The sequence below is a fragment of the Streptomyces sp. NPDC019396 genome (assembly GCF_040632375.1).
Taxonomy (GTDB): domain Bacteria; phylum Actinomycetota; class Actinomycetes; order Streptomycetales; family Streptomycetaceae; genus Streptomyces.
Map to the genome: position 1 here is coordinate 230,693 of NZ_JBEYBS010000008.1, position 21,186 is coordinate 251,878.

A 21,186-nucleotide genomic window follows, 5' to 3' on the forward strand; every position below is an offset into this window, starting at 1 on the left:
CCGCGGCGCTGGGACTGCTGCTCGTCTGCGTGCTGGCGCTCGCTCCCGTACCGCCCGCAGCCGCCACCTCCGCCACCTCCGCCACCTCCGCCACCTCCGCCATCGACGACGGCAAGCCGGCCGTCCGGCTGTCGGCACAGCACGCGGGCAAGGGAGGTGACATCACCGTCAGCGGCACCGGCTGGCGGCCGAAGGCCTTGCTGATGCTGCTGATGTGCGGTCAGTCCACCCCCGGCCGGGGTGTGATCGGCGGCACCAACGCCTGCGCCAATGCCGAGGGCCGGGCCGTCACCACCGACGCCAAGGGCGCGTTCAGCATGAAGCTCCCGGTCGCCGAGCCGCCGAAGCCGTGTCCGTGCGTGGTGCACGTGGCCACCGTGACCGGCGAACAGGGCTCCGTGGACACGGTGTTCACCGTGGCTGGACACCCCAGTGCCCCGCTCCCCCAGCCCGCCGGGGACGGCAGGCTCGCCGTACTCGCCACGCTCCAGCTGCGCGGCTCCAGCGGTCTGCTGGTGTGGTTCGGTGCCCCGCCCGGCCGTGAACTGGTCTTCACCGTGGGCAATCTGGGCTCCACGCCCATCCGCGACCCGGTCTTCCAGGTCGGCACGGCCCACGGAGTCTTCGCCCCCCAGTGGGAGGAGCGGCAGTGGCGGGGCACCGTCGAGCCGGGCAGGAAGGCTCGGATCCGGCTCCCCGTCGAGCTTTCGGCCGGTGCCCACGGCGACTACCAGATCTCCGTGCGGTACGGCTCGAAGGTCATCGCCGAACAGCCGTGGGGTGTGGGCAGACCGTGGGGCGTGACGCTGTTCTGGGTGCTGCTCGCGGTGGTCGTACCGGCCGCGCTGTACCGGATCGGAATGGCGATCGTGGACCGGGTACGTCCCGGGACCCGGCCGTGGTCGCGTCCTCAGCGTGGCGGCGGCCGCCACCGCACCGCCCGTACCCCGCATACCGCCGACCACGGCTCACCGGCCGCGGCGAACGACAGGCCCGGCCCCGCCGCGCTGCCGTGGTTCGCCCCCGAGGCCACCCAGGACTCCGCACCGTCAGAGAACCGATCCACGACGAAGGGACACACGTGAGCTCGCAACGGAGGATGAGCGCGGCAGGGGTCGCGCTGATGCTCTGCGGCGCGGGGATCCTGCTGACCGCGGGACCGGCCCACGCCGCCGAAGTGTCGTATGCGACGGAGTGCATTCCCCCGCCGATCTCCGGGATGCCGCCCGTCCAGGGCACGACGAAGGTCCAGATCACGGCACCGGCCGAGGCGAAGGTCGGCGACGAGATCGAGGTGGTCTGGAAGACCGTCGCGGCCGCGTCGAAGAATCCGGATGTGCTCGACCTGGAGAAGGACACGGTCAAGCCGACCGGGACGGTCAAGGTGGACGGGGCGCAGACCGCCGAGCTGGCGATGGAGGGTCCGCGGCAGAATCCGCCGATCCCCAAGAACAGCCCGATGGTGCTGTCCGAGATGAAGGGGAAGCTCAAGCTGACGGCGGCCGGTGAGATCACGCTGACGCCGGACAAGTACGCCATCAATGTCTCCAAGCCGATCTCGACGGACACCAAGTGCTCCCCCAAGGAACCGGTACAGCCGGGCGCGACGGTCAAGGTGACGGAAGGCGGCGCCAGTTCGGGCGGTACGACCACCTCTGGTGGCACGACCGCGTCGGGCGGGACCACGACATCGGGCGGGACGACCTCGGGAGGCACGACGACGTCCGGCGGGACCGGCAACTCGGGCGGATCGACCACGTCCGGCGGGACCGGCACCTCGGGCGGCACCACCGGCGGCGACGACGGAGGTGGGACCGACTTCGAGGGCAAGGAAGTCGAGGTCGCCTACTCCTGCAAGACCCCCATCGGCGACAAGGACGCCGTCTCCCCGGTGAAGATCAACGCCAGGAAGAACGGCGGCGACTTCGCCCTCACCGTGAAGTTCTCCAAGTCCGTGATGAACAGCCCCGCCGACATCCCGGCGAACTCCGTCACACCGTCGATGGAGGTCGGGCTCGGCGGCGCCGACAAGGGGTTCGTGCATGTGGCGGGCCCGGCGAACAAGGACCCGATCAAGTCCGGCGAGCCGATCGCGATCCCCGACCTCACCGGTACGTACAAGCCGGGTGCGAGCGGCAAGTCGACGCTCAGCCCGGGCGTGCTCACGGTGATGGCGCTCGGTACCACCACGACCTGCACCCCGCCCGCCGATGTCCAGGCCTCCCTGGAGCTCGACACCGCGGCCCAGCCGGGCGGCGCGGCGGGCGGCTCCGGTTCCGCGAGCGGCGGTTCGGCGGGATCCGCCTCCGGCTCGGCGGGCGGCGGTGACGCCTCCGGTGGCGGCCTCGCCGACACCGGAGCCGAGGACGGCGGCGCCCTCAGCGCCCTCGCCCTGGTGGCGGGCACGGTGATCCTGCTGGGTGGTGCGGTGTTCACGTTCACGCCGTGGCGGCGGCTTAGGGGAAACCGCTAGGTGTGTTGCGAAAGTAGCGCCGTCCGCCCGGAGGGTGGGGCTCTGTGAGGCAGCCCGTCAGACCCTGTCCGTGAGGCAGTACGGGTCCGGCCCGGCACGCGGTGTGCGTGCCGGGCCGGACCCGTACCCGTAGGGGACGGACCTCAGTGGACGTTGCCCATGAGCTCCTGGACCTTCTGGCGGTACATGTAGATCGCGAGGCCCGCCGCGAACGCGAGGGCGGCCTGCATCGCGATGATGCTGGTGCCGTTGAGGTCGACGCCCGCGAGGGCGAGCAGACCGGTGGCGCAGTCGCCCGCGGTGACCGCGAGGAACCAGACGCCCATCATCTGGCTGGCGTACTTCCTCGGCGCCATCTTCGTGGTCACCGAGAGGCCGACCGGGGAGAGGCACAGCTCGGCGATGGTCTGGATCATGTAGATCGAGACCAGCCACATCGGGCTGACCTTCGTGCCGTCGCCGGCCATCGCCATCGGCACGACGAACACGAAGAACGAGCCGCCCACGAGCACCAGGGCCATCGCGAACTTCACGATGGTGCTGGGCTCCTGGTTCCGGCGGGCCAGCCACAGCCACAGCCAGGCGAAGACCGGGGCGAGCGCCATCACGAACAGCGGGTTCAGCGACTGGTACCAGGTGGCCGGGAAGCCGATGCCGAGCAGGGTGTCCGCGGTCTTGCCGTCCGCGAAGAGCGACAGCGTGGAACCGCCCTGGTCGTAGATCATCCAGAACACGGCGGCGGCCACGAAGAACCAGATGTACGCGCTCATCTTCGACTGCTCGATGCGGTCGAGGCCCTTGTCGCGCTTGATGCGGACCAGCACGGCGATCGGGATGATCAGGCCGGCCAGGGTCAGCGGGACCAGCGCCCAGTTCAGGGTGTACATACCGGCCATGACCACGGCGCCGTAGAACACGGCGGTCGCGGCGGTGACGGCGGCGACCTTCAGCAGAATGCCGGAGCGCTCCGCCGGGGACAGCGGGTTGGGTACCACGTTGCTCTTGGGGCTCAGGCTCTTGCTGCCGATCAGGAACTGGACGAGCCCCAGGCCCATGCCGACCGCGGCGAGCGCGAAGCCGGCGTGCCAGTTGTAGGTCTCACCGACGGTGCCGATCACCAGCGGCGCGACGAAGGCGCCGAGGTTGATCCCCATGTAGAAGACGGTGAAGCCACCGTCGCGGCGCGGGTCGTCCGGACCGTCGTAGAGGTGGCCCACCATCGTGGAGATGTTGGCCTTCAGCAGACCGGAGCCGACCGCGACGAGGACCAGACCGACGAAGAACATCGCCTGGCCCGGGACGGCGAGCGAGAGATGGCCCGCCATGATCACGAACGCGGCGATGGTGACGGTCTTGCGGGCGCCCCAGACGCGGTCGCCGAACCAGCCACCGGGCATGGCCATCAGATAGACCATCGAGACGTACACGGCGTAGATGGCCGACGCCGTGGCCGCGGTCATCGCCAGGCCGCCGCCCTGGCTGCCGGCCGCCGCGTCGGCGCCACCGGAGACCAGGTAGAGCACGAGGAGGGCGCGCATGCCGTAGTAGCTGAAACGCTCCCACATCTCGGTCATGAAGAGAGTGGCCAGGCCTCGGGGGTGGCCGAGGAAGGTGCGCTCGGGGGGAGTCCCGACCGAGTCCTGCGTCAGGCTGGACGCCATGTCGTTCCTTCTGCTCTGGACGCGGGGTGCCGCTTCGTGAGCGGAGTCCGCGCCCGGTGGGGGGATGCCGGCGAACCGGCGTGAGGGTCCGGTCCCACACCCGAGGGGCCGGCCCTCTGGTCAGTCATGTCCGGGCACGACGGTGGCCGGTCCGGGCAGAAAAGAGACCCTTGGCGGCAGCAGGCGGCCAAAGGTCCCCGACGTGTACTTCAGGCGTTGGGTCACCATACGACAGGAAACAAGCGCATTAGGAGCACTTGAGTACGACTTGAGACCAGGATCACAGGCGTTCCAGGAACTGCCTGCCCAGATTCGAAGGCCGTAACCAGGAAAGCACCCCATACTCACAGGCCTTGTGGATCATGCTCCGACGGGTCCCCCTCGCGGACTACCATCAGGCCATGACCCGTGTACTGCTCGCCGAGGACGACGCATCCATCTCCGAGCCACTGGCGCGCGCTCTGCGCCGGGAGGGGTACGAGGTCGAGGTCCGCCAGGACGGCCCGACCGCCCTCGACGCGGGGCTCCAGGGTGGGGTCGATCTGGTCGTGCTGGACCTCGGGCTGCCCGGAATGGACGGCCTCGAGGTGGCCCGCCGGCTCCGTGCCGAAGGGCACACCGTGCCGATCCTGGTGCTGACCGCCCGCGCCGACGAGGTGGACACGGTGGTCGGCCTGGACGCCGGCGCCGACGACTACGTCACCAAGCCCTTCCGTCTGGCCGAACTGCTCGCCCGCGTCCGGGCGCTGCTCCGGCGCGGCGCCACGGAACCGACCGCCGCGCCTTCCACGCACGGCGTACGGATCGACGTGGAATCACACCGCGCCTGGATGGGTGACGAGGAGCTCCAGCTCACGGCCAAGGAGTTCGACCTGCTCCGGGTGCTGGTGCGGGATGCCGGACGGGTCGTCACCCGTGACCAGCTGATGCGCGAGGTGTGGGACACCACTTGGTGGTCCTCCACCAAGACCCTGGACATGCACATCTCCTGGCTCCGCAAGAAGCTCGGCGACGACGCGGCGAACCCCCGGTACATCGCGACGGTCCGCGGCGTCGGCTTCCGTTTCGAGAAAAGCTGAACGGGCCGAACGGGCTGAATCCGTAGAACCCCGTAGAGAAGGGGCCCTGTGCGCCGCCGCCTCATCAGTTCCACGCTCGCAGTGGTGCTGGTCGTCATCGCCGTCTTCGGCATCTCCCTGGTCATCGTGGAGACGCGGACGATCAGCAACAGCGCGCAGGAGAGCGTGGAATCGGAGGCGCTGCGGCTGGTCAGCGTCATCGAGTCCAGGGTCGCCGGACACGAACAGGTCGACGCCGCGGCGCTCGCCCAGCAGATCGGTCCCGCACGCTATGCGGAGATCGTGGTGCCCGGGAGCGCTCCCATCGAGATCGGTGAGCGCCCCTCCGGGGGCGTGATCCGGGGTACCGCCACGGGTGAGGAGGGGGAGCGGGTCACCGTCGAGGAGTCCCGCTCCACCGTCACCCGCGAGGTGGGGCGCACTCTGATGATCATCGCCGCCGTCGCCCTGCTCGCGGTGGTGGCCGCGGTGCTCCTCGCCGTACGGCAGGCGAACCGGCTCGCCTCACCGCTGACCGACCTCGCCGAGACCGCCGAGCGCCTGGGCTCGGGTGACCCCCGCCCCCGCCACCGGCGCTACGGCGTCCCCGAGCTCGACCGCGTGGCCGACGTACTCGATGCCAGCGCGGAGCGGATCGCCCGCATGCTCACCGCCGAGCGCCGCCTCGCGGCTGACGCCTCCCACCAGCTCCGTACACCCCTGACCGCGCTGTCCATGCGGCTGGAGGAGATCTCCACCACGGACGACCCGGACACGGTGAAGGAGGAGGCGATCGTCGCGCTCACCCAGGTCGAGCGGCTCACCGATGTCGTCGAGCGGCTGCTGACCAACGCCCGCGACCCGAGGTCAGGGTCCGCCGTCGCCTTCGACGTGGACGAGGTGGTGAAGCAGCAGATCGAGGAGTGGCGACCGGCCTACCGCAGCGCCGGCCGCGCGATCGTCTGCTCGGGCAAGCACGACATGCGTGCGGTGGGCACTCCGGGAGCGGTCGCACAGGTGCTGGCCGCGCTGATCGAGAACTCCCTGATGCACGGCGGAGGCACGGTAGCCCTGCGCACCCGGGTCACCGGCAACCAGGCGGTCATCGAGGTGACGGACGAGGGCCACGGCGTCCCGGCCGACCTCGGCGCACGCATCTTCGAGCGTACGATCAGCGGGCGCAATTCGACGGGCATCGGGCTCGCGGTGGCGCGGGACCTCGCGGAGGCGGACGGGGGACGTCTGGAGCTGCTCCAGCAGCAGCCGGCGGTCTTCGCGCTGTTCCTCAGCCGCGAGGTGACCGGCCTCGCGGAGCGGGCGGAGCGCGAGCGCCCCATCCGCTGACGTGGTCCGGTGCGGCACACCTGGAGGCCCGGGCAGTCCGGGACCGGGTTCGTCAGCCCACCCGGTCCGGGGCCGCAGGCTCGCGATGCTCCAGGAAGGACTCCGCGGTCTGCACGGCCTCGCGGGCGGGCAGCGCGCGGAACACCCAGGTCCGGTAGGACCAGAAACGGAACAGCGTCGCGACGCCGATCCCGAAGAACTTGAAGAAGTTGCTCTGGAGCTGTCCGTCCCAGCCGAAGCCGTACGTCGCCGTGTACAGGATTCCGTTCTCGATCACCGCCCCCGCCGCACTGAACAGCAGGAACAGGGTCAGCTCCTTGGTGCGCCCGCTCTTCTCACGGTCCCGGTAGGTGAAGTACCGGAAGCCCACGTAGTTGAAGAGGATCGCGATGAACGTCGCGAGCAGGCTGGCCCGGACCACCGGGATCTCGGTGGTGTGGCGCAGCAGGTTGAAGACGACCATGTTGACGAGCAGACCCATCGCGCCGACCGCGCCGAACTTGGCGACTTCGCGCGCGAGCCGGTCCAGTCGCACACGCAGTGCGGCTCGTTCGCTCATGGTGATCGGTGGCCCCGTCCGTCCGGTGTTTCGGTGTCATCAACGCGACCACTCTAACCAGCGCCCCTATCACCTGCCTGTGGACAACTGGGAAGGTGTCTGCCCTCACGCCGCGTATCTGTGTCATCGTACGAAAATGTGGGCATGGCGGGACCGTATGGAGCTCCGGATACCCTGGGAGAGTGACGTTTCCGGTAGTCGGCATGGTCGGCGGTGGCCAGCTCGCTCGTATGACACACGAGGCGGGCATCCCGCTCGGCATCAGATTCAAGCTCCTCAGTGACACTCCCCAGGACTCGGCGGCCCAGGTGGTGAGCGAGGTCGTCATCGGCGACTACCGCGACCTGGACACGCTGCGTGACTTCGCTCGCGGCTGCGATGTGATCACCTTCGATCACGAGCACGTACCGACCGAGCACCTGGGGGCGCTGGAGGCGGACGGTATTCCCGTGCGCCCTGGCCCCGACGCCCTGGTGCACGCCCAGGACAAGGGGGTGATGCGGGCCCGCCTGGACGAGATCGGGGCCCCCAGCCCCCGCCACCGGATCGTGGCCGATCCGGCGGACGCGGCGGCCTTCGCCGCCGAGGTGGGGGGCTACCCCGTGATCCTCAAGACCGTCCGCGGCGGATACGACGGCAAGGGCGTATGGGTGGTCCGCGGCGAGGAGGACGCCGCCGAGCCGTTCCGCGCGGGCGTCCCGGTGCTCGCCGAGGAGAAGGTCGACTACCGGCGCGAGCTGGCCGCGAACATCGTGCGCTCCCCGCACGGCCAGGCCGTCGCCTATCCCGTCGTGGAGTCGCGTCAGGTCGACGGGGTGTGCGACACGGTGATCGCTCCCGCGCCCGACCTGGACGACGAGCTGGCCGGGCAGGCCCAGCAGCTCGCGCTGCGGATCGCCAAGGAGCTCGGTGTCGTCGGGCACCTCGCGGTCGAACTGTTCGAGACCACGGACGGGCGAATCCTCGTCAACGAACTCGCCATGCGCCCGCACAACTCCGGGCACTGGACCCAGGACGGCGCGGTCACCTCCCAGTTCGCCAACCACGTACGGGCCGTACTGGACCTTCCGCTGGGCGATCCCCGGCCCCGCGCCCGGTGGACGGTCATGGCGAACGTGCTCGGCGGCGACTATCCCGACATGTACGCCGGCTACCTGCATTGCATGGCACGGGATCCCCGGTTGAAGATTCATATGTACGGCAAGGACGTGAAACCCGGTCGCAAGGTGGGGCACGTCAACACCTACGGCGACGATCTCGACGACGTGCTGGAACGGGCGCGTCACGCCGCCGACTACCTCAGGGGAACGATCACCGAATGACCAACCCTTCCGGCCTTTCCGGCTCGGCGCTCGTCGGCATCGTCATGGGCTCGGACTCCGACTGGCCCGTCATGGAAGCCGCGGCGCAGGCACTGGACGAGTTCGAGATCCCGTACGAGGTCGATGTGGTCTCGGCACACCGGATGCCGCGCGAGATGATCGCGTACGGCGAGGAAGCCGAGGCCAGGGGCCTGAAGGCGATCATCGCCGGTGCGGGCGGGGCCGCCCATCTGCCGGGCATGCTGGCCTCGGTCACCCCCCTGCCGGTCATCGGTGTCCCGGTGCCGCTGAAATACCTCGACGGGATGGACTCCCTGCTGTCGATCGTGCAGATGCCCGCGGGCGTGCCGGTGGCCACCGTGTCGGTGGGCGGGGCGCGCAACGCCGGGCTGCTCGCGGCCCGGATCCTCGCCACGCAGGACCGCGACCTGATGTCCCGGATGAGGGACTTCCAGCAGGAGCTGAACGAGCAGGCCACGGAGAAGGGCAAGCGGCTGCGGGCCAAGGTCGAGGGCTCCGCCGCCTTCGGCTTCGGAAAGTAGGGCGCGCCCCGTGGATCTCGCTGTGGACAATCTCGCGGAAGCCCGGTCCCTGCTCGAGGACCACCCCGTGGTCGACGGCCACAACGACCTGCCGTGGGCGCTGCGGGCCCAGGTCCGCTACGACCTGGACCGGCTCGACATCGCGGACGACCAGACCGGCCGGCTGCACACCGACATCCCCCGGTTGCGGGCCGGCGGGGTCGGGGCGCAGTTCTGGTCCGTGTTCGTACGGAGCGACTACACCGGCGACGAGGCGGTCAGCGCCACGCTGGAGCAGATCGACGTGGTCGGGCAGCTGCTCGCCCGCTATCCGGGCGACCTGGTCCGCGCCCTGACCGCCGACGACATGGAGGCGGCACGGGCAGACGGCCGTATCGCCTCGCTCATGGGCGCGGAGGGCGGGCATTCCATCAACAACTCGCTCGCCACCCTGCGGGCCCTGTACGCGCTGGGCGTGCGCTACATGACGCTCACGCACAACGACAACAACGACTGGGCGGACTCGGCGACCGACCAGCCGCGCGTCGGGGGCCTCTCCGCCTTCGGCCGCGAGGTGGTGCGGGAGATGAACCGCATCGGCATGCTCGTGGACCTCTCGCACGTGGCCGCGACGACGATGCGGGACGCTCTGGACACCTCCGTGGCGCCGGTGGTCTTCTCCCACTCGTCGGCCAGGGCGGTCTGCGACCACCCGAGGAACGTCCCGGACGACATCCTGGAGCGGCTGCCCGCGAACGGGGGCGTGGCGATGGCCACGTTCGTGCCGAAGTTCATCCTGCCCGCGGCGGTCGCCTGGACCGCAGCCGCGGACGAGAACATGAAGGCACACGGGCTGCACCCGCTGGACACCACCGAGGCCGGGATGAAGGTCCAGCGGGCGTTCGCCGCGGCCAATCCGCAGCCGATGGCCACGGCCTCGACGGTCGCCGACCATCTGGACCACATGCGCGAGGCGGCCGGCGTCGACCACATCGGCATCGGCGGCGACTTCGACGGCACGGCCTTCACCCCGGCCGGGCTCGATGACGTCGCCGGCTATCCGAACCTCGTCGCGGAGCTGCTGCGGCGCGGCTGGTCGAAGCCCGACCTGGCCAAGCTGACCTGGCAGAACGCGGTGCGGGTGCTACGGGACGCGGAGTCGGTCGCACGCGACCTCGGCTCGGTGCACGGGCCGTCGAACGCGACGCTGGAGTCGCTGGACGCGGTCTGACCCCATCCCGTCAGCAGGCCTCAGGCGCGAGGCCGTCCCATGGCCCGGTAGGTCCATCCGGCCTCGCGCCACTTCGCCCCGTCCAGCGCGTTGCGGCCGTCCAGCACGATGCGCCTGGACACCACCGCGCCCAGCTCGGCGGGGTCCAGCTCGCGGAACTCACGCCACTCGGTCAGATGCAGCACCACATCGGCGCCGCGCACCGCGTCCAGGGCGCTGTCCGCGTAGCCGAGCGTGGGGAAGAGCAGACGCGCGTTGCCCATGCCCTTCGGGTCGTACACGGTGACCTGGCCGCCCTGGAGATGGATCTGCCCGGCCACGTTCAGCGCCGGTGAGTCGCGTACGTCGTCGGAGTCCGGCTTGAAGGCCGCGCCGAGCACCGCGACCCGCTTCCCGAGGAACGAGTCACCGCCCACGGCCTCCCGCGCCAGCTCCACCATGTGCCCGCGGCGGCGCATGTTGATCGAGTCGACCTCGCGCAGGAAAGTCAGCGCCTGGTCGGCGCCCAGCTCCCCGGCGCGGGCCATGAAGGCCCTGATGTCCTTCGGCAGGCAGCCCCCGCCGAAGCCGATGCCCGCCCGCAGGAACTTGGAGCCGATCCGCTCGTCGTGGCCGATCGCCTCCGCCAGCTTCGCCACATCGCCGCCCGCGGCCTCGCAGACCTCGGCCATGGCGTTGATGAACGAGATCTTGGTGGCGAGGAAGGAGTTCGCGGAGGTCTTCACCAGCTCAGCCGTGGGGAAGTCCGTCACCACGAACGGCGAGCCCTCGCCGATCGGGCCGGCGTACACCTCGCGCAGCAGCTTCTCGGCGCGCTCGCTCCGCACACCCGCGACGATCCGGTCCGGGTGCAGGGTGTCCCGCACGGCGAAGCCCTCGCGCAGGAACTCCGGGTTCCACGCCAGCTCCACACCCTCCGGTGCCCGCTCGGCGAGCAGCCGGCCGAGCCGCTCCGCGGACCCGACCGGCACGGTCGACTTGCCCACGACCAGCGAACCACCCGTGACACGCGGCGCGAGCGCGTCGAACGCGGCGTCGACGTACGACATGTCGCAGGCGTACTCACCGTGCTTCTGCGGAGTGTTCACGCAGACGAAGTGCACATCGCCGCGGAATTCCGCCAGCTCGTCCCAGGAGGTGGTGAAGCGCAGCCGTCCGGTCGATCCCTCGATGCCCTGGACGTGCTTCGCCAGCAGCTCCTCGAGCCCCGGCTCGTACATGGGCACCCGGCCCGCCGCGAGCATCTCGATCTTCTGGGGCACGACATCGAGGCCGAGCACATCGAATCCCAGTTCCGCCATGGCCGCCGCATGCGTGGCGCCGAGATATCCGGTGCCGACCACGGTGATCTTGAGGGCCATTCGGTGCTCCTGAAGGGTGCGGGGGGAGTGCCGGGCCGAGCATAGTCGGGCTGCGACGAGGGCATTTTCCCGCTGTCAGATAGCTCACGTACGCCTGGACCGCACCGACCACTAGAATTTGTGTTACTTAACGGTAATTAGCAGCGGCTGGGGAGCGACAGACCTAGGCGCCTGAGGGAGACAAGCACCGTGCCTGACTTCGACCTGTACCGCCCGTCCGAGGAGCACGACATGCTCCGCGAGACGGTCCGTTCGCTCGCCGAGGCGAAGATCGCCCCCTTCGCGGCGGCGGTCGACGAGGAGGCCCGCTTCCCGCAGGAGGCCCTCGACGCTCTGGTCGCCTCCGACCTCCACGCCGTGCACGTCCCCGAGGAGTACGGCGGCGCGGGCGCCGACGCCCTCGCCACCGTGATCGTCATCGAGGAGATCGCCCGTGTGTGCGTCTCCTCGTCCCTGATCCCGGCCGTCAACAAGCTGGGCTCGCTGCCGGTGATCCTCTCCGGCTCCGAGGACCTGAAGAAGAAGTACATGGCCCCGCTCGCCAAGGGCGACGCGATGTTCTCGTACTGCCTCTCCGAGCCGGACGCGGGCTCCGACGCCGTCGGCATGAAGACGCGTGCCGTCCGCGACGGTGACCACTACGTCCTCAACGGCGTGAAGCGCTGGATCACCAACGCAGGCGTCTCCGAGTACTACACGGTGATGGCCGTCACCGACCCGGAGAAGCGCTCCAAGGGCATCTCCGCCTTCGTGGTCGAGAAGAGCGACGAGGGCGTGTCCTTCGGCGCCCCCGAGAAGAAGCTCGGCATCAAGGGCTCCCCGACCCGCGAGGTCTACCTCGACAACGTGCGCATCCCCGCCGACCGCATGATCGGCGCGGAGGGCACCGGCTTCGCCACCGCCATGAAGACCCTGGACCACACCCGCATCACCATCGCGGCCCAGGCCCTCGGCGTCGCCCAGGGCGCCCTCGACTACGCCAAGGGCTACGTCCAGGAGCGCAAGCAGTTCGGCAAGCCGATCGCCGACTTCCAGGGCATCCAGTTCATGCTCGCCGACATGGCCATGAAGATCGAGGCCGCCCGTCAGCTCACCTACTCGGCGGCCGCCAAGTCCGAGCGCGTCGACGGCGACCTGACCTTCTTCGGCGCCGCGGCGAAGTGCTTCGCCTCCGATGTCGCCATGGAGGTCACCACGGACGCGGTCCAGCTCCTCGGCGGCTACGGCTACACCCGTGACTACCCGGTGGAGCGCATGATGCGCGACGCCAAGATCACCCAGATCTATGAAGGCACGAATCAGGTTCAGCGGATCGTGATGGCGCGCAACCTGCCGTAAGGCGGCGTCCGCCGACGACAAGCGGCCCCGGCCACCGGCCGGGGCCGTTCTGTGTCCGGAACGGGCAGGAACCTAGGGTGCTGACATGACGTCATCGCAGCCCTATCTCTCCCGGCTCTTCTCCCTGGACGGCCTGGTCGCCCTGGTGACCGGTGGCAGTTCCGGTATCGGCGGCGGTATCGCGGATGCCCTCGCGCGGGCGGGGGCGAGCGTGGTGATCGTGGCGCGCGGGGAGGAGCGACTCTCGGGCAGGGCCGGGGAGTTGGCGGCCGAGGGCTGCCGGGTGGGGTGGGTCGGCGCCGACCTGGGCACCCGCGACGGGACCCGGAAGTGCGCCGAGGAGGCGGCCGGTGTGTTCGGGGAGCCCGACATCCTCGTCAACGCCGCCGGGATCAACCTCAGGCCGCCCATGGGGGAGCTCGGCGAGGAGGTGTGGGACGCCACGATGGCGGTGAACCTGGAGGCGCCGTACCTGCTGGGGGAGCGGTTCGGGCCCCGGATGGCGGAGCGTGGGTACGGGCGGATCATCCACATCACCTCCCAGCAGGCGCACCGCGCCTTCGTGCAAAGCGGCGCCTACGGAGTGTCCAAGGGGGCGCTGGAGTCGCTGGCGCGATCGCAGGCCGAGGCGTGGTCCCCGTACGGCGTCACCTGCAACACGCTCGTGCCCGGCTTCGTGATGACGCCGCTGAACGCCCGGCTGTCGTCCGAGCCCGAACGGGTGGCGGCACTGGCCGCGCGCACCATGGTCGGGCGCAACGGGGTGGCCGAGGACTTCGCGGGGGCCGCGGTGTTCCTGGCGAGCCGGGCGTCCGGCTATGTCACCGGGCAGTCGCTGTTCGTCGACGGCGGGTTCTCCGTCCACTGAGCGAGCCCGGTGGCAGCCCGCCGCTCGCCGTGAGGGCGCCGCCGCCCGGGTGCAGTTGTTGAGCCTTCCTGGGCAGTGGAGCGGCGCGCCTGTTTGAAGTGGATCTCCAGAGTCTACGGATCCCGGCGCGAGTCACGAGATCACGACTCGCCTACCTCGTCCGAAGGAGATCCCCACCATGTTCCGACACTCGCGCTGGCTCGTCGCCCTGGCGGCGGCCACCACCGTCGCCACCGCCGCCGCGCCGGCCGTGGCCACCGAGCAGATAGCCGCGACCGAAGCCACCGCCGCCGGCGAGGCGACGGCCGCCGCCGAGTCGATCACCTTGGCCGACATCCTGGCTGCCGTCGAGGAGACGCCCGCGTCCGAGCTGAACATGTCGTTCGGCGTCGCCGACCGCAGGCCGATGTCCGTCAGCGACACCTCCTTCTACAACGGGGAGACCGTCGAGTTCCGGGGAACGGGATACGACCCGGGAGAGACGGTCTACGTACGGCTGATCCCGACCGCGCCGTTCAGGCTCGACGGCGACCACGAGGATGACGAGGACAACCCGTTCGCCGACTTCGGGGATCCGCGCCGCGACCGCCATGTCGTGCTGCTCGGAATCTTCGCCGCCGACGAGGACGGCGTGGTGTCCGGTGAGGTCACCATCGAGGACCGATTCCGCAGAGACCACGAGGTCCTTCCGGGTGACTACCTCTTCCAGCTCGCGGGTGAGGAGTCCGGCCTCTGGCAGCAGGTGCGTGTGACGATCCTGCCGTCCCGGGACGGCCGTGGTGAGCACGGCCGCGGTGAGCGCGGTCGCGACGAGCAGAGCCGTGGCGAGCACAGCTGGCGCGAGCACAGCTGGCGCGAGCACGGTCGCGATGAGCACAAGAAGGAAGACGCGCAGAAGGAAGACGCGCGCAAGCAGGACGACGCGCACAAGAAGGAAGGCGCGCACAAGCAGGAAAAGGCCGAGCGTGGCCACGGCAAGCCGCGGGCCTGACCTGCCCTCAGCTTCGCGCGCCTAGGCGTTGCGGCGCCGTTCCCCCTCTTCTTCCCCCGCTGAAAGGATTCGCATGTCCAGATCCAAGGGCGCCGCACGAGTACTGGGCACCAGCGTGTGCCTGGGCTCGCTCCTGGCGCTGTCCGCGCCCGCGGCCTCCGCGTCGACCACCAATGTCAGCTGTACCGAGATCGAGTCCGGAGTGGTCTCCTGCCTGCTCCCCGATGGCCTGTCCGAGTTCAGTACGACCTCGTTGCTGAGCGCCGCACAGGGCGCGACGGAGGCCCAGCTCACCACCGCCACCCCGATGGTCATCACCGCCTTCGGCGGAGCCGGCCGGTACGGCGACAACGGCGGCGGCCTCTACCAGGGCGGCAGCGGCGGTGCCGGTGGCATGGCCCAGACGGTCACCACCGTGAGCGAGTACCAGGAGAGCTACGGCTCTCCGGTTCTGTACTACTACGTAGGTGAGTTGGGCGGCACCTCCCCAGGTGGCCGCGGTGGCGCCTCGACGCTGGTCTCGAGTGTCGACCTCACCGAGCAGGCCCCATGCATCGACGACTTCGGAGACTGCACGGACACGACACTGCTGGCCGACGCCGCCGGTGGCGGCGGTGGCGGGCAGGGCAACGCCAACGGTGATGGCGGCGCCGGCGGTGACGGCGGTGTCGCCGTGTCCGGTCGGACCGTCCACGCCGGTGCCGACGGCCAGGACGGCCTCGCCATCAGAGGCACGCTCACCCGTACCGGCCGTGGCGGGGAGGGCGCGTCCGATGGCGACGGAGGCGACGGAGGCCGTGGTGGCGGCGGCACCCGCAGCAAGGACGGCACGGATGGCCAGGACGGCATCGGCGGTCTCGGCGGCCCGGTGCACACCTCCAACGGTCCCAACGCGGGTGCGTCCTGGATCACCGCCTCCCAGCTGTTCTTCGGCCCCGCCGGACAGGGTGGCGAGGGTCAGTGGCGCGTCAACTCCGTCAATTACGGCAGTGGCGGTGGCGGCGGCGGTGGCTGGGGCGGTGGCGGCGGTGGCGGCGGTGGCGGCGAGGCCGTCAGCGGTGGCGGCGGTGGCGGCGGTGGAAGCTGGGCTGCCCCGAACACCGCGTCCATCTCGGACGTCCCGGTCATCTCCAACCCGAACATCGCTGGGGACGGCTCCGTCCATGTGACGTTCGTGGGCGGACCCGCGGCCGCCGACGCGCCTGGGGACGACGCCGACGACGACTCCGACGACAACGGTGGCAACACCGACGAGGGCCGCGACAAGGACGAGGCTCGTGACGACGAGGGCCGCGACAAGGACGAGGCTCGTGATGACGAGGGCCGCGACAAGGACGAGGCTCGTGACGACGAGGCCCGCGACAAGGACGAGGCTCGTGACGACGAGGCCCGCGACGACGACCAGGGCCGTGAGCACGACGGGGCCCGCGAACCGCGCGAGAGCGGCGGGTACGAGAGTGGAAGCGACGGCGGCCGCAACAGCCACCGCAGCTGATAGCGGCTGACCTGCGCAGAAGACGTCGGAGGGCCCCGCCGTCGGCGGGGCCCTCCGACGTCTGGGTCTCAGCGGTCCGAGGTGACCGTGACCCGCTCGTCGTTCTTGATCTGCTGCACGAGCTGCTTGACCTTGTCCTTGTCCCAGACCAGGTTGCCGCCGCGGCTGCCGGAGATCGGTATGTTCATGGACTTCCCGTCGCCGCCGTTGACGCTCTTCATCGCGAAGAACATCTCGCCGAGGTCGAACAGCGACATGTCCTTGTCGACGAGAAGGGTGTCCAGGCCCGCGCCCAGCGTCGGGTACAGCTGGAACGGGTTGAGGACGGTGCCCGGCGTCGCCGCCTGGTTGGCGAGGGCGGACAGGAACTTCTGCTGGTTCTTGGTCCGGTCCAGGTCGCTGCCCGCGAAGGCGTAGCGGGTGCGGACGAAGGCGAGGGCCTGCTCGCCGTTGAGGGTCTGCTTGCCCGCCTGGAAGTCGGCGCCCGAGTTCTTGTCCTTGAAGGCCTTCGGGATGTCCATCTCGACACCGCCGAGGGCGTCGACGATGTTCGCGAAACCGGCGAAGCCGATCTCGGCGTAATGGTCGATCCGCAGGCCCGTGTTGTACTCCACGGTGCGGACCAGCAGCTCGGGTCCGTCCTCCGCGTACGCCGCGTTGAGCTTCACATGGCGGCCGGTGCCCTTGTACGTCTTGCCGGACTCGGAGCCGACGAAGCTCGGTATCTCCACATCCGAGTCACGGGGCAGCGAGACCATCGTGTTCCCGCTGCCGCACGCGGCCAGGATCATCATCGAGTCGGTGCGCTTGCCCTCGGCGGAGCCGGTGTGCAGCTTCTTCTTGTCCTCGGCGCTCAGACCCTCACGGCTGTCCGAGCCGACGATCAGGTACGTCGTGCAGTCGCCTTCCTCAGGCCGCTCGATGACCTTGGAGAGGTCCACCTCGCGGCGCATCTTGGAGTCGGCCCAGAAATAGGTGCCTATGGAGACGCCGAGCACGATGACGAGCACGCATATGAACCCGACCTTGAAGCGCCGGCGCCAGTCCGGCGCGGGGCGGCCGGGGGCGTACCCGTCCCCGGGTCCGTCACCGTAGCCGTCGCCACCGTAACCGCCGCCCTGGGCGCCGTGACCCGCCCGGTGGCCGGGAGGGTTCCCGTAGACCTGGCCCGTGTTGTAGCCGCTGTCGTAGGGGGTGCCGTAGCTGTCCTCGTACCCCTGCGACTGCTGCTGCGGGACCGGCGGTCGCTGCACATGGCGCATCGCGCGGGGCCCCTCGGGCTCCGCGCCCCGGCTGCCGCGTCCGTATCCATCGGGCCAATCATTCATGCGGAACAGTGTGCAGTCCGGTTCCGGCCTGCCGACAGGGTGGGTGACGAATCGCACCGCCCCTGTAGCGAAGCTGATGCAATGCGAAGGGCCGCAGGTCGTCGCACAGGGTGGGCATAAGGTGGGCGCCATGACACACCAGGCCCAGGACCCGGAGGGCACCATTTCGGGTAAGCCCACCTCAGCTTCACGCACCACTCTCAGCCACATCATGACGGCCATGGACACCAACCTCCTCGGGACCGTGCACGGTGGTGTGATCATGAAACTGGTGGACGACGCGGCCGGTGCGGTCGCGGGCCGTCACTCCGGTGGGGCCGCCGTCACGGCGTCGATGGACGAGATGGTGTTCCTCGAGCCCGTGCGGGTCGGTGACCTTGTGCATGTCAAAGCCCAGGTCAACTGGACCGGCCGGTCGTCGATGGAGGTCGGGGTACGGGTACTGGCCGAGCGCTGGAACGAGTCGAACCCGGCAACCCACGTGGGCTCCGCGTATCTGGTGTTCGCGGCCGTCGACGAGGACGGCAAGCCGCGCACGGTGCCCCCGGTGATGCCCGAGACCGAGCGCGACGAGCGGCGCTACCAGGAGGCCCAGATCCGCCGCACCCACCGGCTGGCCCGCCGCCGCGCGATCAAGGAGTTGCGTGAGAAGCGGGTCACGGAGGGCTACCAGGACGAGGGCTGAACCGGCGGCTCTCCTGAGGAACGAGCCGCTGAGTGCATGAGCCGCTCAGGGGCACACGGCCTCGTCCCCCGTCGTCGTGCGGAAGGCTCCCCGCCCCGCCAGGAGCGCCTCCGCTCGCACGGGGGTGACCCTGGTGAAGTCCGTGCCCGCCAGTACCCGCAGCGTGGGTCCCTGCTTCTTGACCGGGCGCAGTTCGCTCCCCGGCAGCGCGGCGGCGAGCGAGCGGGCCGAACGGTCCCAGCGGGGGTCGTACATCACGACCGTGCGGCGTAGGTTCCGCTGGTCGCCGTTGCGCGGGCGGCCGCTGGTGACGAAGCCGGTCGCACGCAGTCCCGAGTCGACCCGCGCGCCGAGTCCGTCGATGCCGGTCCCGTTGTAGACCTCCACCCTGACCTGCGAGGGCGGCACGTCGACCAGCACCTTCGGCGCACCCCGGCGCTTGCCGGCGGATCCGGGTGGTGACAGCGGCTTGTCCTCGCGCAGCGCTTTGAACAGCGCCCCCGCCTTCACCGAGTCCCACTGCACCGTCGAGCCGATGCCCCTGATCGGATGGCTGGAGTTCCGGACCGGCACCGAGGTGAATTCGGACGAGGCGGGGGTGAAGTCCCGCATCGCGCCGCCAAGGGCCAGCAGCTGATCGGTGCCGAAGGCCCGGTCGGCCCGCACCGAGTGCAGCATCGCCTGGCTGACCTGGCGGAACTTCACCGGGTTCAGCAGCACCCCGCTGTGGGTCGCCTGCTGGATCAGCGCCGCCATGAAGCGCTGCTGGCGCTCCATCCGGCCCAGGTCCGCAGCCCCGTCGACATGCCGTGAGCGCACGTACTGGAGCGCCTCACCGCCGTCCAGCTCATGGGTGCCGGCGGGCAGGTTCAGACCGGTGTACGTGTCCTTCATCGGACGGGCCGTGCAGATCCGCACCCCGCCGAGCGCGTCCACCGTCTTCATGAAGCTGGTGAAGTCGATCTCCAGATAGTGGTCGACCTTCAGTTTGGTGAGGCGTTCGACGGTCCGGACCGTGAGCGAGGGGCCGCCCTCCGCGTAGGCGGCGTTCAGTTTCACGGGATGGGTGCCGTGGGGCTGCCCGGTGGTCATGTCCGTGTGTGCGGGAAGCGTCACATGGGTGTCCCTCGGCAGGCTCACCACGCTCGCCCGCTCCTGGTCTTCCGACACATGGACCAGCATGATCGTGTCGGTGCAGTGGCAGGGGGCGCCGCCGAGCCGGTACTTGCGGCGTTCGACCGGGGTGATCCGGTCCCGCCCGTCGGTTCCCACCAGCAGGATGTTCGTGCCGAGCCCCGACTCCGGGCGGTTCTTCATGTCCTTGAAGGGGTCGACGCGGCCGATTCCGCCGTCCACGCCCGAGACGAGCGCGTGCCCGATCCCGCCCACCCCGAGCACCAGCATCGACAGACCCGTGACCGCACGCATCCGCCAGCCGGGCGGACGGGCCCCGGCCCGCGTCACAGTCCCTGCCTGGGGGCCGCGACCCTGTGAACCGCGACCCTGTGAACCACGACCCTGCGAACCGCGTTCCTGTGGTCTGCGCCGCGGTGGCTGCGCCGGGGCCACGGGCCTCGGGCGGGACGAGCGGGGCGGTGTGGGCACGAGGGGCACCTCGCTGGGGCCGGGGGCGGGGGCGTTCGGGGGATCCTCAGAACCGTAGGCCCATACGATCTGCGCCAGCGGGAGGCGGACCGGGCGGCGCGCACCGGTGTCGCCCGTTCGCGGTAACGTGGCGTGCGAAGCCGAAGTCTCCCGGGGACAATCCCCGGACCCCCGAGGAAGCCATGTCCACCGCTGCACCCGCCGTCTCCGTGATCATGCCGGTCCTCAATGAGGAGCGGCATCTGCGCGATTCCGTCCACCACATCCTCCAGCAGGAGTATGAGGGTGAGATGGAGGTGGTGATCGCGCTCGGCCCGTCCGGTGACCGCACCGACGAGATCGCCGCAGAGCTGGTGCGCGAGGACTCCCGCGTGCACACGGTGCCGAATCCCACCGGTCGTACGCCTGCCGCGCTCAACGCCGCCATCAAGGCCTCACGTCACCCGATCGTGGTACGGGTCGACGGCCACGGGATGCTGTCCCCCGACTACATCGCGACCGCCGTGCGGCTGCTGGGGGAGACCGGTGCCCAGAACGTCGGCGGCATCATGCACGCCGAGGGTGAGAACGACTGGGAGCGCGCCGTCGCCGCTGCGATGACCTCGAAGATCGGTGTCGGCAACGCGGCCTTCCACACCGGCGGCGAGGCCGGCCCCGCCGAGACCGTCTACCTGGGGGTCTTCCGGCGTGCCGCACTGGAGCAGCAGGGCGGCTACAACGAGGAGTTCATCCGCGCCCAGGACTGGGAGCTGAACTTCCGTATCCGTGAGGCCGGTGGGCTGATCTGGTTCTCGCCCGAGCTGAAGGTGCAGTACCGCCCGCGGCCGAGCGTCAGGGCACTGGCCAAGCAGTACAAGGACTACGGCCGCTGGCGGCACGTCGTCGCCCGCTACCACCAGGGCTCGATCAACCTGCGCTATCTCGCCCCGCCGACCGCGCTGTGCGCGATCGCCGCGGGCACCGTGCTGGGCGCCGCCCTCACCCCGCTGGGCTTCGTCATCCCGGGCGGCTACCTGGCGGCGATAGTCGCCGGATCGGTGCCGGCCGGGCGCGGACTGCCGCTGAAGGCGCGGCTCCAGATTCCCGTCGCGCTGGCCACCATGCACATGTCGTGGGGCTTCGGCTTCCTGACCAGCCCGCGCACGCTCGCGAAGAAGGTCATCGCCAGCCGCAGGCCCGCGGTGCGCGCCCCGTCGCCCGACACCACACTCGACGTCTGAGCGGACCACACACGATGACGGCGGCCCCGGCGCCGTCGGGGCCGGGCCCCCGGCCACGGTGCGCCGCGAACAGGTGTAAACAGACCGCACGGCCAATCAGGCCCGGGGGTGACCGCCCGTGAGGGG

General features: G+C 70.1%; 18 protein-coding genes. 13 read left to right on the forward strand and 5 right to left on the reverse strand.

Annotation, left to right across the window (positions count from 1 at the left end; all coding sequences use genetic code 11):
• Nucleotides 1–29 precede the first annotated feature (29 nt).
• Both ABZ532_RS12360 and ABZ532_RS12365 read left to right on the forward strand, forming a co-directional pair.
• Nucleotides 30–1,085, forward strand: coding sequence for a neocarzinostatin apoprotein domain-containing protein (locus ABZ532_RS12360; protein WP_361281709.1), 1,056 nt, complete (start codon nt 30–32; stop codon nt 1,083–1,085).
• Between the two features lie 14 nt (nt 1,086–1,099).
• Nucleotides 1,100–2,473: a hypothetical protein gene (locus ABZ532_RS12365; RefSeq protein ID WP_361281711.1), complete on the forward strand. Its 1,374-nt coding sequence runs from the start codon at nt 1,100–1,102 to the stop codon at nt 2,471–2,473.
• A gap of 143 nt (nt 2,474–2,616) precedes the next feature.
• Here ABZ532_RS12365 and ABZ532_RS12370 read toward each other — a convergent pair whose 3' ends face one another.
• The gene (locus ABZ532_RS12370; RefSeq protein WP_361281582.1) at nt 2,617–4,134 is read right to left on the reverse strand and encodes an oligopeptide:H+ symporter; all 1,518 of its coding nucleotides are present in this window, start codon (nt 4,132–4,134) and stop codon (nt 2,617–2,619) included.
• A gap of 401 nt (nt 4,135–4,535) precedes the next feature.
• Here ABZ532_RS12370 and ABZ532_RS12375 point away from each other — a divergent pair, with 401 nt between their 5' ends.
• Both ABZ532_RS12375 and ABZ532_RS12380 read left to right on the forward strand, forming a co-directional pair.
• Nucleotides 4,536–5,213, forward strand: a complete 678-nt coding sequence (locus ABZ532_RS12375; protein ID WP_361281585.1) for a response regulator transcription factor — start codon at nt 4,536–4,538, stop codon at nt 5,211–5,213.
• Between the two features lie 48 nt (nt 5,214–5,261).
• Nucleotides 5,262–6,536: an ATP-binding protein gene (locus ABZ532_RS12380; RefSeq protein WP_361281587.1), complete on the forward strand. Its 1,275-nt coding sequence runs from the start codon at nt 5,262–5,264 to the stop codon at nt 6,534–6,536.
• A gap of 52 nt (nt 6,537–6,588) precedes the next feature.
• Here the strand turns inward: ABZ532_RS12380 and ABZ532_RS12385 are convergent, their stop codons facing one another.
• Nucleotides 6,589–7,095, reverse strand: a complete 507-nt coding sequence (locus ABZ532_RS12385) for a GtrA family protein (RefSeq protein WP_361281590.1) — start codon at nt 7,093–7,095, stop codon at nt 6,589–6,591.
• Between the two features lie 182 nt (nt 7,096–7,277).
• On the opposite strand from ABZ532_RS12385, the gene ABZ532_RS12390 reads away from it, so the two are divergent.
• From ABZ532_RS12390 to ABZ532_RS12400, 3 genes are read left to right on the forward strand one after another with little or no spacing between them, the layout of a single operon-like run.
• A complete protein-coding gene (locus tag ABZ532_RS12390; protein ID WP_361281592.1) occupies nt 7,278–8,417 on the forward strand; it encodes a 5-(carboxyamino)imidazole ribonucleotide synthase in 1,140 nt (379 codons plus the stop codon).
• A complete protein-coding gene (gene purE, locus ABZ532_RS12395; RefSeq protein WP_361281594.1) occupies nt 8,414–8,959 on the forward strand; it encodes a 5-(carboxyamino)imidazole ribonucleotide mutase in 546 nt (181 codons plus the stop codon). Before ABZ532_RS12390 ends, purE begins: the two co-directional genes overlap by 4 nt.
• Nucleotides 8,960–8,981: 22 nt before the next feature.
• The gene (locus ABZ532_RS12400) at nt 8,982–10,169 is read left to right on the forward strand and encodes a dipeptidase (RefSeq protein ID WP_361281714.1); all 1,188 of its coding nucleotides are present in this window, start codon (nt 8,982–8,984) and stop codon (nt 10,167–10,169) included.
• 20 nt (nt 10,170–10,189) lie between these two features.
• Here ABZ532_RS12400 and ABZ532_RS12405 read toward each other — a convergent pair whose 3' ends face one another.
• Nucleotides 10,190–11,530 carry a UDP-glucose/GDP-mannose dehydrogenase family protein gene (locus ABZ532_RS12405; protein ID WP_361281596.1) on the reverse strand — a complete coding sequence of 447 codons (1,341 nt, stop codon included), beginning with the start codon at nt 11,528–11,530 and terminating at the stop codon, nt 10,190–10,192.
• Nucleotides 11,531–11,719: 189 nt separating this feature from the next.
• Here ABZ532_RS12405 and ABZ532_RS12410 point away from each other — a divergent pair, with 189 nt between their 5' ends.
• The 4 genes from ABZ532_RS12410 (at nt 11,720) to ABZ532_RS12425 (ending at nt 16,222) form a co-directional block, all read left to right on the forward strand.
• Nucleotides 11,720–12,868 carry an acyl-CoA dehydrogenase gene (locus ABZ532_RS12410; RefSeq protein ID WP_361281599.1) on the forward strand — a complete coding sequence of 383 codons (1,149 nt, stop codon included), beginning with the start codon at nt 11,720–11,722 and terminating at the stop codon, nt 12,866–12,868.
• 85 nt (nt 12,869–12,953) lie between these two features.
• A complete protein-coding gene (locus tag ABZ532_RS12415; RefSeq protein WP_361281602.1) occupies nt 12,954–13,736 on the forward strand; it encodes an SDR family oxidoreductase in 783 nt (260 codons plus the stop codon).
• Between the two features lie 178 nt (nt 13,737–13,914).
• On the forward strand, nt 13,915–14,727 hold the full coding sequence (locus ABZ532_RS12420; protein WP_361281604.1) for a hypothetical protein: 813 nt from the start codon (nt 13,915–13,917) through the stop codon (nt 14,725–14,727).
• A gap of 73 nt (nt 14,728–14,800) precedes the next feature.
• Nucleotides 14,801–16,222 (forward strand): hypothetical protein, encoded by a 1,422-nt coding sequence (locus ABZ532_RS12425; protein ID WP_361281606.1) that lies wholly within the window; start codon nt 14,801–14,803, stop codon nt 16,220–16,222.
• 68 nt (nt 16,223–16,290) lie between these two features.
• Here the strand turns inward: ABZ532_RS12425 and ABZ532_RS12430 are convergent, their stop codons facing one another.
• On the reverse strand, nt 16,291–17,550 hold the full coding sequence (locus ABZ532_RS12430) for an LCP family protein (RefSeq protein ID WP_361281609.1): 1,260 nt from the start codon (nt 17,548–17,550) through the stop codon (nt 16,291–16,293).
• 130 nt (nt 17,551–17,680) lie between these two features.
• Between ABZ532_RS12430 and ABZ532_RS12435 the strand changes: the two genes are divergently transcribed.
• The gene (locus ABZ532_RS12435; protein WP_361281611.1) at nt 17,681–18,235 is read left to right on the forward strand and encodes an acyl-CoA thioesterase; all 555 of its coding nucleotides are present in this window, start codon (nt 17,681–17,683) and stop codon (nt 18,233–18,235) included.
• A 45-nt stretch (nt 18,236–18,280) separates the two neighbouring features.
• Here ABZ532_RS12435 and ABZ532_RS12440 read toward each other — a convergent pair whose 3' ends face one another.
• Complete coding sequence (locus tag ABZ532_RS12440) at nt 18,281–19,663, reverse strand: LCP family protein (RefSeq protein WP_361281717.1); 1,383 nt, start codon at nt 19,661–19,663, stop codon at nt 18,281–18,283.
• 359 nt (nt 19,664–20,022) lie between these two features.
• On the opposite strand from ABZ532_RS12440, the gene ABZ532_RS12445 reads away from it, so the two are divergent.
• Nucleotides 20,023–21,060, forward strand: a complete 1,038-nt coding sequence (locus tag ABZ532_RS12445) for a glycosyltransferase family 2 protein (protein ID WP_361281613.1) — start codon at nt 20,023–20,025, stop codon at nt 21,058–21,060.
• The last annotated feature ends 126 nt before the right edge of the window (nt 21,061–21,186 follow it).

Bases quoted from the DNA above. Each gene is read 5' to 3' on its own strand.
- ABZ532_RS12435 (WP_361281611.1), top strand. From the start codon at position 17,681: ATGACACACCAGGCCCAGGACCCGGAGGGCACCATTTCGGGTAAGCCC.
- ABZ532_RS12365 (WP_361281711.1), top strand. From the start codon at position 1,100: ATGAGCGCGGCAGGGGTCGCGCTGATGCTCTGCGGCGCGGGGATCCTG.
- ABZ532_RS12405 (WP_361281596.1), bottom strand. From the start codon at position 11,530: ATGGCCCTCAAGATCACCGTGGTCGGCACCGGATATCTCGGCGCCACG.
- ABZ532_RS12415 (WP_361281602.1), top strand. From the start codon at position 12,954: ATGACGTCATCGCAGCCCTATCTCTCCCGGCTCTTCTCCCTGGACGGC.
- purE (WP_361281594.1), top strand. From the start codon at position 8,414: ATGACCAACCCTTCCGGCCTTTCCGGCTCGGCGCTCGTCGGCATCGTC.
- ABZ532_RS12445 (WP_361281613.1), top strand. From the start codon at position 20,023: ATGTCCACCGCTGCACCCGCCGTCTCCGTGATCATGCCGGTCCTCAAT.
- ABZ532_RS12375 (WP_361281585.1), top strand. From the start codon at position 4,536: ATGACCCGTGTACTGCTCGCCGAGGACGACGCATCCATCTCCGAGCCA.
- ABZ532_RS12385 (WP_361281590.1), bottom strand. From the start codon at position 7,095: ATGAGCGAACGAGCCGCACTGCGTGTGCGACTGGACCGGCTCGCGCGC.
- ABZ532_RS12370 (WP_361281582.1), bottom strand. From the start codon at position 4,134: ATGGCGTCCAGCCTGACGCAGGACTCGGTCGGGACTCCCCCCGAGCGC.
- ABZ532_RS12425 (WP_361281606.1), top strand. From the start codon at position 14,801: ATGTCCAGATCCAAGGGCGCCGCACGAGTACTGGGCACCAGCGTGTGC.
- ABZ532_RS12440 (WP_361281717.1), bottom strand. From the start codon at position 19,663: ATGCGTGCGGTCACGGGTCTGTCGATGCTGGTGCTCGGGGTGGGCGGG.
- ABZ532_RS12420 (WP_361281604.1), top strand. From the start codon at position 13,915: ATGTTCCGACACTCGCGCTGGCTCGTCGCCCTGGCGGCGGCCACCACC.
- ABZ532_RS12430 (WP_361281609.1), bottom strand. From the start codon at position 17,550: ATGAATGATTGGCCCGATGGATACGGACGCGGCAGCCGGGGCGCGGAG.